The following is a 16345-nucleotide window of genomic DNA, read 5'->3' on the forward strand; positions in this document are numbered from 1 at the left end:
TCAAAAATTGACAGCCATGTCGCCAATGGAAATACCTGTTGTCAAAATGGCAACTCGTTAGCCAGCCGGATCATCACTACACTTCTCGCGACACAACTAAGAGGTATTTATGATCCGGTTTCTTCTGTGCAGCTTTGCACTCGTTCTGCTCTATCCAACGGCGATTGACTTGTATCTGGTTGGCCTGCCCCAAATTGCCAGTGACCTAGGTGCAACAGAATCGCAGCTCCATATCGCCTTCTCGGTGTATCTCGCGGGCATGGCGACCACCATGTTCTTTGCAGGTAAGCTGTCTGATTCCATCGGCCGCAAGCCAGTTGCCATGACCGGCGCAACCATCTTTATTTTTGCCTCGCTGCTGGGCGGTCAGGCTGACAGCAGCTCCACCTTCTTGATCGCCCGCTTTGCCCAGGGGATCGGCGCGGGCTCGTGCTACGTGGTCGCCTTTGCTATTTTGCGGGATACCCTCGATGACCAGCGCCGGGCCAAGGTGCTATCGATGCTCAACGGCATCACCTGCATTGTGCCTGTCATCGCCCCAGTAGTAGGCCACCTGATCATGCTCAAATTCCCATGGCCGAGCCTGTTCACCACCATGGCGGTCATGGGCGTGGTGGTCTGTATCTTGTCGACCTTTGTACTCAAAGAGAGCAATGCCAACCGCCGTAGCAACGAGAGTGCAGCGGAAACAGGCTCGTCTCACCCCAGCGAGACCACTTTGGCCAAGCGAGCAGCCGAGCCTTTCCTCGGGCGCTTTTTCATCAGCCGAGTCATCATCACCTCTATCGGTGTGACGACTATCCTGACCTATGTGAACGTCTCGCCAATGCTGGTCATGGAGGTGATGGGCTTTGATCGCGGTGGGTATTCGACCATTATGGCCCTTACCGCGCTGGTCAGTATGATCACCTCTTTTTCGGCCCCTTTCCTGCTGAGTATTTTCAGACAACGAAGTCTGATGCTGCTCTCACAAGGACTATTTGCAACAGCGGCAACCGTGCTTGTAGCTTCTGGAGTCAGTACTTTAGATCAGATAGCAAACTTAATCGGCTTTGGCCTCATCTGCGCCGGTTTCTCTATCGGCTTCGGCGTCACCATGAGCCAGGCACTCAGCCCGTTTTCGCTACGGGCGGGTATGGCGAGCTCTATTCTTGGCATCGCCCAGGTTTGTGCATCGGCCTTTTATATTTGGTTGATGGGTCTGCTGGGTGTCTCGGCACTCAATATGCTGATCATCATCTTGGCTTTAGGTGGTGTTATTTCAGCCGCTCTAATATTATTGGTAGCACTGCCCTCGATGCCAACCTCTTGTAAAGCCAATGAAGAAATCACTAGCACGTCTTGATCTCAACTTGCTCTTCACCCTGCAGCTACTGCTGCAGGAGCAAAGCGTGACCAAGGCGGCCAAGAAACTGAATGTTACCCCGCCAACGGTCAGCAAATCCCTCAACAAACTGAGGGAGTGGTTTGACGATCCGCTGTTCGTCAAAACCCCGCAGGGCCTCAAGCCCACGCCGCTGGCACTGAGCATGGCACAGGATCTCTCCGACTGGCTGCAAATCGGCAGCCAGCTATTGGCCAAGCGCGGTGATGAAACGCCCAAGGGCGTGCACTTCAATCTGGCCATGGAGTCACCGCTGCTGCTGATCATGTTCAATGAGCTATCGCAGCGCATCTATCAACGCTATCCGGATGCAAAAGTGAAAGTCAGTAACTGGGATTACGACTCAATAGAGTCCATCACCCGTGGTGAGGCGGACATCGGCTTTACCGGCAGGGAGAGCCATCCCCGCTCGAAAGAGTCGTTGGATTTACTGCCCTATTACATCGATTTCGAGGTGCTGTTTTCCGATCTGCCGCAGATCTACCTGCGAAAAGATCACCCGGCGCTGCAAGAAGAATGGAACATGGAGGCCTTCCTCAAGTACCCGCATATCAATATTGTGTGGGAGAAAAGCGAAAGCTGGGCGCTGGATGAAGTATTGGCCGAGCAAGGACTCACCCGCCATGTCGCCCTGACCATGGCAGGCTTCGAGCAATCGCTGTTCATGGCCGCCCAGCCGGGACACCAGATGATCACCACCGCCCCGCAATACTGCCAACGTTATTGCCAGCAGATGCACCCTGACTTGGTCTCGCTGCCGATCCCTTTAGACAAGCAACAGCTGGACACCTTGCTGATCCCGTTTACGATGATTTGGCACAAGCGCAACGGCCAAAACCCCAAAATCGCCTGGCTGAAAGAGACCATCAAAACGCTTTACAGCCCTAAAGAAAACTAGCGGAGACTGGTAGACAGGTAATTTTGTTGACACTATCAACAAACAGCGGTAGCGTAAGTATATTACAACGCCTAAAGGAAGTGCTCCATGTCTGAACCAATGACAACTATCAGCAATATACGCAGTGAATTACGCTATCTCATCAGGGAGTTGGGGCTGCTCGACAAAAACTGCCTGAACTCAAACCTTTCCCTGTCGCAAGCCCACATATTGACCTATGTGCATCGTAACGGCTGTACTTCTTTTCACGAGCTGGCGACCCAACTGAATGTTCAAAAGGCGTCATTAAGCCGGACATTAACCACGTTGTTCGACAAGGGCTTCCTCTCTGTCGAGCATGATCCGGCTGACAAACGCCAGAAAATCTATCAGCTTCTGCCGGATGGAGAAACAGCACTACAGCATGCCAACCAATCGGCTGATTCGGCGTTCGCCGCATTCCTTGATGGGCTTGGCGGTGACCAGCTCGATAACATAGAAAGTGGCCTGCGGACACTTCGCTTGAATGCGTTCAAGAGCAATTTCCAGCCCAATAGCTTCCGGGTCCAAGTGGAAAGGCTAAACCCCAATTACCAACACGAAGTCGATACCCTGATCAAACACGTCTTCAATGGCGAGCAAGGTATTCCCGAAGATCTGATCCCCCTTGATCCTCACTTACCCTGTGTATGGTGGGTTGCCCGCTGCGGAGAGTACGTCATAGGTGCGGTGGCCTGCTGGGAAATCGATGGGGAGTGGCACTGGGGACGCTATTTTATCGACGCCAACTTCCGCGGCTATGGCATTGGCAAGAAACTGGCTGTCGAGTCGCTCAAAGATCTCTTCACCAATATTACCGACTACATTGTCAGCGATGCCAGGGACGCCACCGTGGCCATACTCAATCAGCTCGGGGCCAAAATGACAGGTGAAGCGATCGATTTTTACGGCTCGCCAGTGACACCGATGCGCTTGGACAAACAGGACTTTGAAGCTATTTGCAGCGAATAGTCCAGCCGGTGCGATAGCCTCCATTCGAGAGAAATCTCGTTAGTCATAGCAAGCCGCTGCCAGTGGAAATAGCTACCGTCAAAATGGCAATTTCCGCGATCTGGATATGGGACGGCGGTTAACCTTGCCTGATAGACTAGGCGATACATACTCAACCCGATGTTTATCCACTCTATCTGGGCGACCAATTCAAGACATGTCTGCAATCGAAGTTAAACGGATCATCGACAACACGTTAGCCATCGTTAACGACGTCGAGGCCGAGCTGTACCAAAACGCCCGGCACTCGTCCAAACTGGGCGAGATTGCCGATTTCAAACAATGGCTAAATTTCGGACATAAACAGGGGGCGTTCCGTTACGCCTGTACTATCGATGGCGACTACAACGCTCGCCAATTGTGTTTTGAGGTATTCGACCATATTGGCTTCTCACCAGAGACAATCGCCGAATATTGCCTCGAAATGATCAGCATGGTTGGCAATGATGGCTACTTCGCCATCAGGTTTAACCCCGACGATGCCACCGAATACGGGCCCGATGATTATTTCGAAGATCAAGACGGCTTCGTCGATTGCAACAAAGACAAGGACGGAGAGCTTATCGTCCCGTATCGGAAGGTGCTCCTTACTGTATGGCGGGAATACCCTGCCCATGTTAGGGTCGAATATCACGTCTTTTTCCATGCACTCAGGCAGTATTTACAAGCACAAAGCTGTGATGGTTCGGTACGGGCAATAGCGCAAAAATTTGGCCTAACCGACGAAAGCGACGCTTATTGTGATCGGTTGGCCATCATCCCTAGTTTTCTCAACGAGTTGACCACCGAGTTGCTGTGGGCTCGACTTGATAGCTGGCACACCATTTCAACCCGGGCGGCAGCGCTTTCCAAGTCGATCAACGGCCGATTTTATTAGATTGTGGTCAGGTAAAATTACTTTACACATCCCCACTTAGCATAAGAGGCGAACGGTGCTAATCTAGCGCCGATTGTGGCGTCATCAGTAGGTTATTTGAATATACAATGAGAAAAGTAGTATTGGCAGGTCTTATCAGCCTGTTGCTCGTCGGCTGTACGACGCCAAGCGAAGAGCTTCTGCCGCAAGCCGGCCAAGTCCGCGTTTTTACCACCAGCTTGCCGAGCCTTGATAGCTGCAGCTGGGTGGGTGAAGTAACCGGCAACGAAGGGCACTGGTACTCCTATCTGTTTTACAGCAACGACCTCCTCATCCAGGGTGCGGTCAACGAGCTGAAAAACAATGCCTACCAGATGGGGGCCGATACCGTGGTCACCATGAGCCCGCACAATTTCACCACCTCGGTCTCACTGCTCGGCACCGCTTACGATTGCCGGCCATAAATAGAAAAAGAGCCTGCTTCTGCAGGCTCTTTTACATCGGGAGTTAACGGTTGGGCAATTGCGCCAGAAACTGCTGGAAGCCATCACTTCTTACATGCCCCAACACCTTTCGCATATCCACTATCAAGCTGTCATCAGACCAATCGACCCGAATATCTACCGGCGCCTGGGTCATACTCTCCACCCTGAGCGATGCCGAGTAGGTGCCCCGCTTATCGCCGCCGGCTTCCAGCGCGGCTTCCAGAGCTAAAATCAGCGCTTCGGGCAGGCTGCTCTCGTAGCCCTCGCAGTAACAAGGGGCCGCACTGCCCGCGAGCACTTGCTCGGCATTGGCACAGGTAGCCAGGACAAAGCTCTCGGCAAAGCGCTGGAGTACCCGCTCGCTCTCCAGCATATTGCCGGCCACGGCGATATGCGGGAATACCACAGCACCAATATAGGGAATATTCTCCCCTCCATTGATAGCATCGGCATTACCATTACGGTCCATCACCAGACACTGGCGCTGCTCAAACCCTGCATCTTCACTTTTCAGCCGCTCGATAACCTCGCGGCAGTTGAGCCCCTCACCCAAGAACTGTTTGGCTTTCTCGGCATACCAAGGGTTGGTAAACAAGCCCTGAGTGGCACAGCCCCCTAGCCCTCGCCAGCTATGGTTAACATACCCCCCGACAGACACGCCGCCGGTTGCCGTGATAGACGCCGCTGTCCCGGTCTCGGGGTTGAAGTGAATAAGTGAAATCGTCATAGGTTCTCAGTCTGTGAAGCCAATTAATAACCAACTAACTGGCCGATGAATAGCGCGACCCAGCACAGTGCGTAAACAAGCACCATGAACGGCAGGATCGCTTTCAACCACTGCTCGTAGGAGACGCGGCCCAGGGCCAGCATTGCCAGCGTACCGCCAGAGGTTGGCACAATAAGGTTGGTCAGGCCGTCACCGACCTGGAACGCGGTGATCATCAACTGGCGGCTCATGCCCACCAAGTCAGCCACCGGTACAAGGATCGGCATGGTCACCATCGCCTGGCCGGAGCCCGACGGAACAAACAGGTTAATCACCCCCTGAACCACACTGGCAACAATGGCCGATACCGCAATCGGCATATCCTGGATCAGCGAGCTCAATGCATTAACAATGGTGTCGATGATCTGGGCTTGGTCCAGAATCACCTGAATAGAGGCCGCCACACCGATAACCAGTGCCCCTGCCGTCACGCCGGACGCCCCTTCCATCATCTGCTTGACGATACCGTTGGCGCCCAAGCCGTTCACCATGCCGATCGCAATTGCCATCAGCAGGAACAGGCCCGCAATTTCGTTGATATACCAACCGTTAGCGAACACGCCGTACAGCATGATGCCAAGGCCAGCCAGGAAAACGCCCAGCGTCGCTTTGTCCTTGCCGCCCAGTTGGTACTCGGAAAGATCTTTCTTCAGCCCTTCAACACCTTCCGGCTCTTTAAAGTCCATTTTTGTCACTTTGGCGCAAATGAAGTACGCCAAGGCAGCTAGGGATGTCAAAACCATCAAGGTACGCAGCCATGCCCCTGAGAACGTAGGCAACTCAGCAATGCCCTGAGCCACACCTACGGTATAAGGGTTGATTGGCGACAGCGCAAAGCCGATACCGATACCACCGACCGCCATGACCGTACCGACCAGAGACGAATAGCCGACCGCCGCCGAAATCAACACGGCAACAGGAACAAGGGCGATATTGTTTTCAAAGCCAACGGCAACGCCGAAGAAGCCGTAGATAAAGGTGCCGACCGTGATAATAACGTTACGGTTTTTCACCCCGACCTTGTTCACTGCCACACCGATGGCATTTTCCAGCGCGCCGGTTTTTTGCAAGATATGGAATAGGCCGCCGGCGATAAACACGATAAACAGGTAAGGCGCTGCGCTGATCAGGCCCTTGGGAATAGCCACGAAGATATCAAAGAAGTGGACCGCCGGGGTGTCGGTCAGATAGGCAAAGGATTCTGGTACCACGGTAGTCCGGCCATCGGCCACCACTCGCGCAAACTCACCCGCTGGCACAATGAATGTCAGCACATAAGTCGCTACCAAAATCATAAAGATCAGCACCATAGGATCGGGCATATTTCTATACCAAGGCTTACTCGCCTCTGAAGCCATCTTATCCGTCATATCCATATTTTTTCTCCGTCGTACCTAATAATTAGCCTGCCACCCATGCCAGCAGTGAGAAAACACCGCTGCCACCCAGGCAGGCCTTGTCCTAAAATCCGCAGCCGTTCCTAGCTACGGGTGCTATCGCCTTTGAGCAATAGACAAAATTGCTGAAGCACATCGAGCGCTGACAGCAGATCAACCTGAGTAATGGCCTCATCCGGATGATGGCTCACGCCATTCTTACAGCGCATGAACAGCATGGCAATATCCGTCAGGTGAGTCACCGCCAGGCCGTCGTGCCCGGCACCACTGAATAGCTGCATGGGCTCAATGCCTGCCGCTGACGTGGCCTGTGCCAGCATCGATGACAAACTCTCCGAGCAGGTCACCGCCGCCTGCTGGTAAATCAGCTGGTGCTCGTAGCCCAGATCATAGTCGGCCATGATCTGGGCAATCTTTGCCAGCAGCGTGCTGCGGGCAGCCAACCGTGAGGCATCATTGGGTGAGCGCAGCTCGATGGTGATATCCGTCTGCTGCGGGATCACATTGACCCCGTTGGGGAAGTTCTCAATCTTGCCGACCACGCCGACCAAGTCGTCCTGCCCTTTGCAGAGCTGATCGAAATAATGGATGACCTGTGCCGCCCCCACCAGGGCGTCCTGGCGCATGTTCATCGGCACCGTGCCGGCATGACCCGCCTTGCCCTTGATACTCAGGGTATGGCGTTCGATGCCGGTGATGGCACTCACTACGCCAACGGGTAAATCGGCTTGTTCCAGCTGTGGGCCCTGCTCGATATGCAACTCGACAAAACCCAATACCTCTTCTGGCTGGTAGGCATCATGGCTGATCAGCTCGGGGCGGCAGCCAAATTGCTCCAGGGCCTGGCGCATGGTCGTACCCTGCGCATCCGCGGCATCGAGCATCGCCGGTTCGAATGTACCGGAAATCGCCTTCGACCCCAGCAAGGTCGACTGGAAGCGGGTGCCCTCTTCATCGCTGAACGCGATGACATCGATATGGTAGGGAAAAGCTATTTGGTTCTGGTTGAAGTAATGAACCAGAGCCAGAGGGGCGATAACACCGAGGATGCCGTCGTATTTGCCGCCGTTGGGCACCGTGTCCTGGTGCGAGCCAAAAATCAGCGTCTTGGCATCCGGCGCAGCGCTCGGATAGCGGCCAATCAGGTTCGCCGCGTTGTCCATTCGTACTTGCATGCCGGCAGCCAGCATCCATTGGCGCAGTTTATCGTTCGCCTGACGGTGCTCGTCAGAGGCACACAATCGGGTAACCCCCTCACGATCCGGATCGGCAGTTTGCGAACAACGTGCTATTTCTTCCAACCATTCCCAAGTCAGGCTGGCAGACTCCTTTAGTCCCGTCATGTCAAAATCGTTCTTTTTTCAATCAAACTTGCAGCTAATTTATCATGATAAATATCAAAATAAAGCTATTTATCATGATAAATTGTTATATTTGTCCGAAAATAATCCACTATAGGCATACTTTTTGATTGGCAAAACGATAAGAAAAAATGATGACAAGAGAAAAATTATTGGTAAGAATCAACCGCTAACAGCAAGTCGATTAAATAAACACACAGCACTTCGAGGTAATTGTGGCAGGCAGCACGAAAGGTAGACGCACTCAACAACTTGCTGAGTCAATCAAGGCATGGATTGTCGAACAAAGCTTAGCGCCTGGCGACCGCCTTCCCAATGAGCAGCAGATCATGGAGCTTTTCGATGCCTCGAAAAGTACCGTCCGTGAAAGCATGCGAATTCTCGAAGCGCAGGGGATCCTGGCCACCAAGACCGGGCCGAAAGGGGGCGCATTCGTTGCCGAAATGGGCGAGAGCAAAGCGCAATCTTTGCTGAGCAATTACCTGTTCTTCAAAGATATTTCCATTTCCGACATTTACCAGATCCGCCAATCGCTGGAGCCAGATGTTGCCGCCTCGCTGGCAGGAAAGCTGTCGGAACAGCAGCTACAACGTCTTGAAGCGCAAATCGAGAAATACGCCACCCCACCCGCCGATATCTACCAAGAGCAGGCGCACCATATCGCTTCGATTGAGTTCCACAGCCTGCTGGCCAGTTACTCAAACAATGAGCTGCTGAAATTCATCGTCCGTTTCACCGCCCAGATGCTGACCGATCTCACCATCTACAAGAAACTCTACGCCCCAGAAAACCACCAGTTGTGGTTAACCGGGGTGCAGAGCCAGAAACAGCTTGTTGCCGCGCTGCGTAACGGCGATGCCGAGCAGGCCAAGCAGGTAATGTCGCAGCATATGCAAACTGCCCACGAACTGATGAAAGTGCAAGAAGTCGAAGTAGCCAAGCAATTTTTGCAGGAATAACCGGACGTCCTGCTTCTCGGCGAGCACGCGCCGAACTCAGAACCCCAACGCTGAGCCAATCAGCCGCAGCGCCAAAAAGGTCAGCATGATCCGAAGAGCCAGCTGGAACTTCTCGTTGGACACCCGCTGAAGCAGGGCCTGGCCGGTCATGGTGCCGAAAAAGCCGGTAAAGATCATCAGCACAATAACACCGGCCCAATCAGCAAAGGCAAAGCCTAGCCCGCCGAAAACCACAGCCTTGATCAAATGCTGGGCCGACATCAGGGCGGCCATGGTGCCAACCAGTTTCTGCTTGTCGGCAATAATGTGGCGCATGGAGGCAATCACGAACGGCCCCGTCGCCCCGACAAACATGGTCAGAAAAGACGTCAGCGCTCCCAGTACCGTCAGACTTTTCTTGCCCTTGAGCGCGGCGGTGATCGGCACCCAGCAGCTAAGCAAGATAAAACCACCCAATATAAGCTGGAGATAGGCAGGCTCTAGCGACACCGCGATATTGCCGCCGATCACCGCCCCTATCACAGTGCCAACAACAAACCACCACACCAGATAGCGATCGACATCCTTTCGCATCAGCAGCAGTCGGCCGCCATTGCTGCCAAGCTGCACCACCGCATGAACCGGAATAATGGCCGCCGCAGGCATAAAGCTAGCCATCACCGCTATCAAGAGCGCGCCCCCACCCGCCCCCATCAAAGCCGTGACCGCCGATGTGACAAAGCTCAGCGAGACCAAGATAGTAAATTGCAGGTCGGTTAATGCGGCGGGTTTAAACCATTCGTACACCAGATCCATCTGCTCTACATCGCTCCTGGGAATATAGGGATCATTTTACGGCGTTGCCTGATGCAAAAGACAACCGGGCCATCACAAAACGCAAAAACACTAAAACACAAGGTCCATACCCAAAGAAGGCGCTACCAAGAGGCCACTTTATTTGACCTAAATCGCCTTCTTGATAAGTAACTAACTTTCAAGTCACTCAAGCATAGTTTTACAGGCATCCATGTGCAAAAATGTGGGCTTTAATGGGTTATGTGACTGAGTTGGTAAGAAATGTGAGCTAAGTCAGGCGTTTAACATAACATCCATGATCTGCACTTGATTGTGGTTGGAGAGACATGGGGCATTACTACGAAAAATATCAAAATGAACAAAATAGAATGAAAACATTTGTAGTACGTTATGAATGTTATAAATTCACTAGTTCATCACATGAAGTATCTTCTAATTATATTTTTTGTGTTTTCAAAATGATCTTCAATGGAAATATTAATATAGGATTGAATAATGAATTACAATAATGCTGCTTTGGTAGCTACAGATACTATTGAATCACCGATAAAGAAGATATACGTTTATGATATAGACGTAGCAAGTGATAAAGTAGTTAGAGTTCAAGATAAAGTAGAAGGCCTCGGTGGTCTTAATCAATTCTTAATTCATATATCCCAAGAAACTATTAATAGTACTAATTCGAAGACATTTCACTTCAACAGTGGTTCTAAGACTAAAAATTTATTGAATAGTTTTATGGCTTCAACACACACACAAAGTGATGAAACTATAAGTACAGAACTAGCTAATAAGTTACTATCAGCAGAGAAAGCTACCACAAAGAAAGTAAAACAATTACATACTGGTTTAAAAAAAGGGACAATGGTTATATGCCATTTTCAATCAAATAACCGAGATTGTTTAATAATATCTAAACTTGATTTTGAGTCGTTTCTAGAACGAGATACATATACAAAAAAATTAGGACTTCCTGAAAAGAATGGAATATTGAAATCATGTGTTATCAATATCGAAAACAATAGCATGTCTGACAATGTTTATCTTTTGGATTCAAATAAGTCTATTTCACACTTTTGGTATGATCTATTTTTAGAAACAAAACCATTAAAAGATGATTTACTTAACACTAAAACTGCTTTTAGAGAAATTTCAAGAACATTTGTAGGCCTATCTCGCACGTCAAAAGTAGACTATCAGCAGCTGAAGAATAATTTGATTAGCTATTTTTCAACCAACTCTAACTTCACTACTTCTGATCTCTTAGATTCTTTAATTGGAGAATATAAGCCTGTATCGGATAAGGTTGATCTTGAGGAAATCAAATCAAAAATACAATCACTTGTGGTTGATGGTAAATTTGATGGCAGTTTTGTTATAGATGATAAAGAAATTAAAGATAAGTTTAAACAAACAATAAAAGCTGATGGCGGCATTATTATTAGTACTAATAAAGGTTTTAACGATCGAATTTTCAGAAAAGTTATAGATGGTGAGAACTATATAATAATTAAGACAAACACTGGCTTAGATGAAGTTCGTGAGTATCCAACTGGTGAGTAACTAGCATGTGTGTAAGTGAAGATTTTGATTTTTACTCTCTAGAGATTCAATTAAACTCTGATGATGCTTTGAGAAATGAGCAACTCAATAGCGCTAAAAGTTTCTTTGCATCTATCATTAGTAAGGGGTTTAATGCTCAGATCACATTTACGCTTAATGATGATATTGAATACAATGGAATTGATATCTCACAATTGCTAGATTCAATCGATAGTATTGGTGATATAAACAGTGACGACTTAGCCATAGTTAAAATATCACATGAGAAAGATTGCTCAAAAACATTATATATTTTTAATTCTAGTGTATTTGTTTCTTTCCTCAATCGATTTTCTATAGAAGATCAAATAAAGCTAATTAATGATAAGTTATTTGATAACTATCAATCTATTAATGTAGATAATAATTACTTTCATATAGGCGCATTTCAACAGTCCTTGTACTATAAGGAAAGCTTATTTTCAGAAATCAATGATATTTATTTAAAGATTTACAGCTCAAAGCTTTCCCCTCTTTATGTATCATATATTTTGGATAATATAACTACTGGCTGTGAGTTTAATCACTATCTTAAAAAATTATTAGTCATTATGTGCCTTTCTTTAATAAGTAATGATTTTGATTTTCAAAAGAATCTCTTTATTTTTGATTCTGACAGAGAGATATCTATTGATGATATAGAAATACAAGATAGCTTTACCTCTAGTGTATATCACGTTTTCTTATGGATATTTAGTGATGATAGATACATAACTAGGAAATCAGTATTTAATAGTGTTATTTCCTTGCAATCGAATATTTTTTATGCTTTTAATGAACGCTTAATTGGAACATTATCTTCAAATTTGAAGATTTTATACAAGAATAATTTCGAAAATTATCTTGAAGCTAGAAATGGAGTTTTGGATTTCATTTTCGAGCTTTCTGTAAAAATGAACGATATGATAAATCAGAAATTATCCTCATCTAAAAATGTTTTTTTCGTGTTGATTTCATATTTTTTCACAACGTTTGTCTTTACTGGTATAGATAAAGGTAAAATAAATAACATGTTTAATGTTGATGTGACAGCTTTGTCTCTAATTTTTATTATTTCCTCTATGATTTTTATTGTCTTCAATCAGTTAGATATTGAAAAAAACATTAATTTTCATCTATCACAAAGAGACGAGTTTAAAAAAAGGTATGAGTCAATTTTTTCTGAAAAGGAACTAGATGATATGTTTAACTCTGATTCTTTAAATCAAGTAGTCGCAAACTCCAGATCTAGAAAGTACTTGTATGTTTATCAAGTTATTCTTTTTGCAATGTTTTCAACAGTAGTATATTTATACAGCCTTAAATAATCGTTCAGGTTCTGTGCCTAACTACCCCGTCTAGTAATACGGGGTGAAAGTTTAAGTGGGTAAGTACAGTATGTTTGCCTACCCACTCTCAACATTAATATTTTTAGTATGGTAAGTTTTCCTCTAGCCAGTTGTTGACATCAGTATGGCCATAGCCACAATAAGGCTTTTTCATAGTAATTACGTATAGACTGTCATTTTTATCAATGTGGCTTTTAAGAATGTTGTAGATTGTTGTTGGGCTATCTACTGTTTTTATTGCATAACTTGACTCAGATAACATAGCCCAAGGGTATTCTTTTATAGCAGACAGTAGCTTTGAATGGTTCTGACCTGGTGAATTCAAATCATATGTAACTAACAAGACAGACATACACATTTCCTTTTTGTAAATAACGCTAGTAACATACTGTTATGTAATAAAAAAATATACAAGTAAGATCACGTTTTTGATTTTTAGAATTATTCGAAAATGACTAGATTACTTAAGCGTCATTTTGATTTATAAGACTGTGGCAATTGATGTAATAGCCTTGCTGTTCGTATAATTGCCGCTTTTAACTCCCTATCACTGTCGGCACTGATTTGTAAAAGCGCATTACCTGTAACAATCCTGTCTGGGGTTAAAGTCCATCCGTTCGGCGTTACCAGCTCCCCTTGTTTGATTTGCCATCCTCTCCAATTGTCATTAATCGCTGCAAGATCTCTACATGAATAGAGCTTCATTAGCCTTCTACACTCCGGTGGTATCTTCTGACCAGAGTCCCACCGTGTGACAGTTCTCACAGATTTGAAACATAGTTCAGCTACCCTTTTTTTACTCAGTCCACAGACAAATTTTCGAAAAATGTAGTTTTCAGTCAACTTACTAGCCATAGCGCTTATTTATTCAATCCATTGTTACGCAACTGATAGAATAATAAATTCTCTAAGATATTGATGTTTCGAGTTAATTAACAAGAATGATACTTTCTACATTTAACATAACGCACCCATAAAGCGTACTAATAAAGCCTTTTCTTCACTCAGTTATAGTTATGAAAATATGGAAAAAAAGCAGCCGAATGAGCGTTATTGAAAATTGCTCAAACGACTCTTAATGAGATAAAACTAAAATATCAATCTTATCAATTGACCTTAATCGCAGATAGTAAGCCTAATCTTCCATTTTTCCTAATTTCGTCTTCTATATCGCTTGGAAGTTTTGCTTCATATAAAGAATAAGCACAGGATAAGCTTTCCGAATCTAAGCCTATTGCTTCAGATAAATCTGCAGTTCTTAGATCTGTACGACAAAATACAGCAAATGATAAATCTGCACCTGTAAAATTAGCTCCTTGTAAATCGGCATCAGAAAAATTAGCACCGATTAAGTTGCTACCTGAAAAGTTGGCATTAAATAAATTTGAATTTTGAAAGTTTGCATTTGAAAGGTCTGATATTCCAGAAAAGTTACCTTTATATAAATAAGAATTATCTAACTCGCTCCGGTAGTGTTTCAGTAAGTTCTTTAATTCTATTTCTGATTCGACATTTAATTCTGTAACCCTTAACAGTGATTTAATGTTAGCGATAGGGTTATAAAAGTCTGGTTTAACTAAAATATGTGAGCCTTGCAAGGCAGTGATTTTGTTCTTTCCTAGTTGTTTCAAATCATCCATTTGTAGCAGAGTATAAACTTGTGAAACTTTCGCATCATATGATCCTTTATTAACTTCATATACAGCTGATGTTAATGAGAACAAAGCAATATATATCGAGAATATCCAGAATACTATAGAGGATGGCTCAGGTTGACCTGTATTCTTTTCTGGCCTGACCTTATTCCAAATATACCTACATCCACTAAAGTCCCACAATAACTGTCGAACTTTTCTAATGTCCATATCGTTACTCCCATATTAGATAAATTTTTACCTCCCCTAAAATACTGTAAGTTTAAACCTTACATCTTAACGTGCTAATTATTTTTAGCTTTTATGTGACAAGGGTGTGATATATATGTTTTTATTCGGCTGTAGATCTGATTCATCTATTATTGTCGTTAAAGTTCACCCGCGATGATGTTAGGTGGGCAAGGAACGGATTATCAGTATCTGATCCCTGTCACTGCACAAACAGTAAGTGGAACAGCTGTTTATATTGAGCCTGAAAGTTAAAGCCGTTTAAAGCCCTCTCCTAGAGGGCTTTACCCCGCTAACGTGCATGCAACATTGCCACCCTCTCCAGTCGTCATTAATCGCGGCAAGATCTCTTTATCTGATAAGCGGCTTTTTCCTTCTTCATTGCTACATTTAATGTGCTGTGTACTGAAAATAGGAAAGTTTTAATGAAGACCCTTCTATCTGTCATCCTGATATCTCTTTGTTTGTCCCGATTTGCTTATGGCGCAGATCAGCCCGAAGATGCGAGCGCGGTTGTTCAAGATGCTAAGGAAGAATGCGCTCGTTTTGAGAATGGCGAATTCCACGCGACTGAGCAGGCCATTTCATTGCATGACTTTACCGGTGATGGCCAACCAGAGGAAATCGTGGACGCGGCGCAGTTCTCCTGCTCAACCTCGGCTTCCATGTGGGGTGGCTCTGGTGGCACATTCCTATGGGTCGTTGTTGATGGAAAATCATACGAATTTCTTGCCAATAAATGGAAAATTGTCGATTTTGATGGGCAATCAGTCCTCTTACTTGCGGTTCATTCTTCTGAATGCAGCGATGACATTGGCCCCTGTTATCGGGCGCTGGTTTGGAGCGATGGTTTCAGGACAACACGCTGAGTTGGTGGTTTTGCAGTACGGGCATCAATCACGGAAAGCTGATAAATAACAAGGTATTATGTATTTTTATCAGCCTATCAATACAAGGAAAGGGATTTGAGTCAGTACTTTGATAACGTGGCTAGCGATTGGGATACATGCCCTGCTAAGGTCGAGCGCGCTGAAATAACAGCAGCAAAAATCAAAGAGATTCATTTTGAATCAAAACATAGCATTGTTGATTTTGGCAGTGGCACGGGTTTATTGGGCTTTCAGCTCAAGGATACGTTTTCTCATGTTCACCTCGCCGATGCATCGGAGAAAATGCTTCAAGTTGCTCAAGCCAAAATAGCTGCAGCGAATATCAATAACATTGAAACCCATCAAATTGACAGGCTGTCTGAATTAACATCAAAACATTCAGCGATAGCGACATTGATGACACTTCATCACATCCCTGATGTAAATGAATTCTTTACTGACGCTTATGGTGCGCTTGAAGATAATGGCATGTTGATCATTGCCGATTTATACGAAGAGGATGGTTCGTTTCATAAGCATAACCCGAGCTTTGATGGCCACAATGGCTTTAATGTTTCAGCGTTATCAGCTATTGCGGAGAACGCAGGTTTTATCGTTCAGCATATAGAGCAGTATTATGAAATTTGGCAGGAAAACTTCGAGGGTGTTGAAATATCGTATCCACTGTTTCTGTTCGTCGTGAAGAAGTCAAAGCAAACAACGGCACAATGAG

The 16345-nt window shown here is 46.2% G+C and carries 17 protein-coding genes; 10 read left to right on the top strand and 7 right to left on the bottom strand.

Features of this window, described 5'->3' with window-relative positions; genetic code table 11:
• The first annotated feature begins 109 nt into the window (after positions 1-109).
• The 5 genes from PTW35_RS26090 (at position 110) to PTW35_RS26110 (ending at position 4631) form a co-directional block, all read left to right on the top strand.
• A complete protein-coding gene (locus PTW35_RS26090; RefSeq protein ID WP_281028107.1) occupies positions 110-1345 on the top strand; it encodes an MFS transporter in 1236 nt (411 codons plus the stop codon).
• Positions 1320-2282, top strand: a complete 963-nt coding sequence (yidZ, locus tag PTW35_RS26095) for an HTH-type transcriptional regulator YidZ (RefSeq protein ID WP_281028108.1) — start codon at positions 1320-1322, stop codon at positions 2280-2282. Before PTW35_RS26090 ends, yidZ begins: the two co-directional genes overlap by 26 nt.
• 87 nt (positions 2283-2369) lie before the next feature.
• Entirely contained in the window at positions 2370-3272 is a 903-nt protein-coding gene (locus PTW35_RS26100; protein WP_281028109.1) for a GNAT family N-acetyltransferase, read from the top strand.
• Between the two features lie 196 nt (positions 3273-3468).
• Positions 3469-4188 carry a hypothetical protein gene (locus PTW35_RS26105; protein ID WP_281028110.1) on the top strand — a complete coding sequence of 240 codons (720 nt, stop codon included), beginning with the start codon at positions 3469-3471 and terminating at the stop codon, positions 4186-4188.
• Positions 4189-4295: 107 nt separating this feature from the next.
• A complete protein-coding gene (locus PTW35_RS26110; RefSeq protein WP_281028111.1) occupies positions 4296-4631 on the top strand; it encodes a DUF4156 domain-containing protein in 336 nt (111 codons plus the stop codon).
• Positions 4632-4674: 43 nt separating this feature from the next.
• Here PTW35_RS26110 and PTW35_RS26115 read toward each other — a convergent pair whose 3' ends face one another.
• The 3 genes from PTW35_RS26115 to PTW35_RS26125 all read right to left on the bottom strand — a co-directional run bounded on the left by PTW35_RS26115 (position 4675) and on the right by PTW35_RS26125 (position 8158).
• Positions 4675-5379: a DUF1028 domain-containing protein gene (locus tag PTW35_RS26115; RefSeq protein ID WP_281028112.1), complete on the bottom strand. Its 705-nt coding sequence runs from the start codon at positions 5377-5379 to the stop codon at positions 4675-4677.
• Positions 5380-5402: 23 nt separating this feature from the next.
• Positions 5403-6794, bottom strand: a complete 1392-nt coding sequence (locus PTW35_RS26120; RefSeq protein ID WP_281028113.1) for an AbgT family transporter — start codon at positions 6792-6794, stop codon at positions 5403-5405.
• Between the two features lie 104 nt (positions 6795-6898).
• Positions 6899-8158 carry an allantoate amidohydrolase gene (locus tag PTW35_RS26125; protein ID WP_281028114.1) on the bottom strand — a complete coding sequence of 420 codons (1260 nt, stop codon included), beginning with the start codon at positions 8156-8158 and terminating at the stop codon, positions 6899-6901.
• A gap of 233 nt (positions 8159-8391) precedes the next feature.
• Between PTW35_RS26125 and PTW35_RS26130 the strand changes: the two genes are divergently transcribed.
• Complete coding sequence (locus PTW35_RS26130; protein WP_281028115.1) at positions 8392-9135, top strand: FCD domain-containing protein; 744 nt, start codon at positions 8392-8394, stop codon at positions 9133-9135.
• Between the two features lie 36 nt (positions 9136-9171).
• Here the strand turns inward: PTW35_RS26130 and PTW35_RS26135 are convergent, their stop codons facing one another.
• Positions 9172-9930 carry a sulfite exporter TauE/SafE family protein gene (locus PTW35_RS26135; RefSeq protein ID WP_281028116.1) on the bottom strand — a complete coding sequence of 253 codons (759 nt, stop codon included), beginning with the start codon at positions 9928-9930 and terminating at the stop codon, positions 9172-9174.
• Positions 9931-10425: 495 nt separating this feature from the next.
• On the opposite strand from PTW35_RS26135, the gene PTW35_RS26140 reads away from it, so the two are divergent.
• Together PTW35_RS26140 and PTW35_RS26145 are read left to right on the top strand one after the other, a co-directional pair.
• Entirely contained in the window at positions 10426-11493 is a 1068-nt protein-coding gene (locus PTW35_RS26140) for a hypothetical protein (protein ID WP_281028117.1), read from the top strand.
• Positions 11494-11498: 5 nt separating this feature from the next.
• The gene (locus tag PTW35_RS26145; RefSeq protein ID WP_281028118.1) at positions 11499-12839 is read left to right on the top strand and encodes a hypothetical protein; all 1341 of its coding nucleotides are present in this window, start codon (positions 11499-11501) and stop codon (positions 12837-12839) included.
• 103 nt (positions 12840-12942) lie between these two features.
• On the opposite strand, the gene PTW35_RS26150 is transcribed toward PTW35_RS26145, so the two are convergent.
• The 3 genes from PTW35_RS26150 to PTW35_RS26160 all read right to left on the bottom strand — a co-directional run bounded on the left by PTW35_RS26150 (position 12943) and on the right by PTW35_RS26160 (position 14725).
• The gene (locus tag PTW35_RS26150; RefSeq protein WP_281028119.1) at positions 12943-13212 is read right to left on the bottom strand and encodes a hypothetical protein; all 270 of its coding nucleotides are present in this window, start codon (positions 13210-13212) and stop codon (positions 12943-12945) included.
• Between the two features lie 119 nt (positions 13213-13331).
• Complete coding sequence (locus PTW35_RS26155) at positions 13332-13565, bottom strand: DUF3653 domain-containing protein (RefSeq protein ID WP_281028120.1); 234 nt, start codon at positions 13563-13565, stop codon at positions 13332-13334.
• Positions 13566-13966: 401 nt separating this feature from the next.
• Positions 13967-14725 (bottom strand): pentapeptide repeat-containing protein, encoded by a 759-nt coding sequence (locus PTW35_RS26160; protein WP_281028121.1) that lies wholly within the window; start codon positions 14723-14725, stop codon positions 13967-13969.
• Between the two features lie 443 nt (positions 14726-15168).
• Between PTW35_RS26160 and PTW35_RS26165 the strand changes: the two genes are divergently transcribed.
• Complete coding sequence (locus tag PTW35_RS26165) at positions 15169-15612, top strand: hypothetical protein (RefSeq protein ID WP_281028122.1); 444 nt, start codon at positions 15169-15171, stop codon at positions 15610-15612.
• A 96-nt stretch (positions 15613-15708) separates the two neighbouring features.
• A complete protein-coding gene (locus PTW35_RS26170) occupies positions 15709-16344 on the top strand; it encodes a class I SAM-dependent methyltransferase (RefSeq protein ID WP_281028123.1) in 636 nt (211 codons plus the stop codon).
• The last annotated feature ends 1 nt before the right edge of the window (position 16345 follow it).

The organism is Photobacterium sp. DA100 (assembly GCF_029223585.1).
GTDB lineage: Bacteria > Pseudomonadota > Gammaproteobacteria > Enterobacterales > Vibrionaceae > Photobacterium.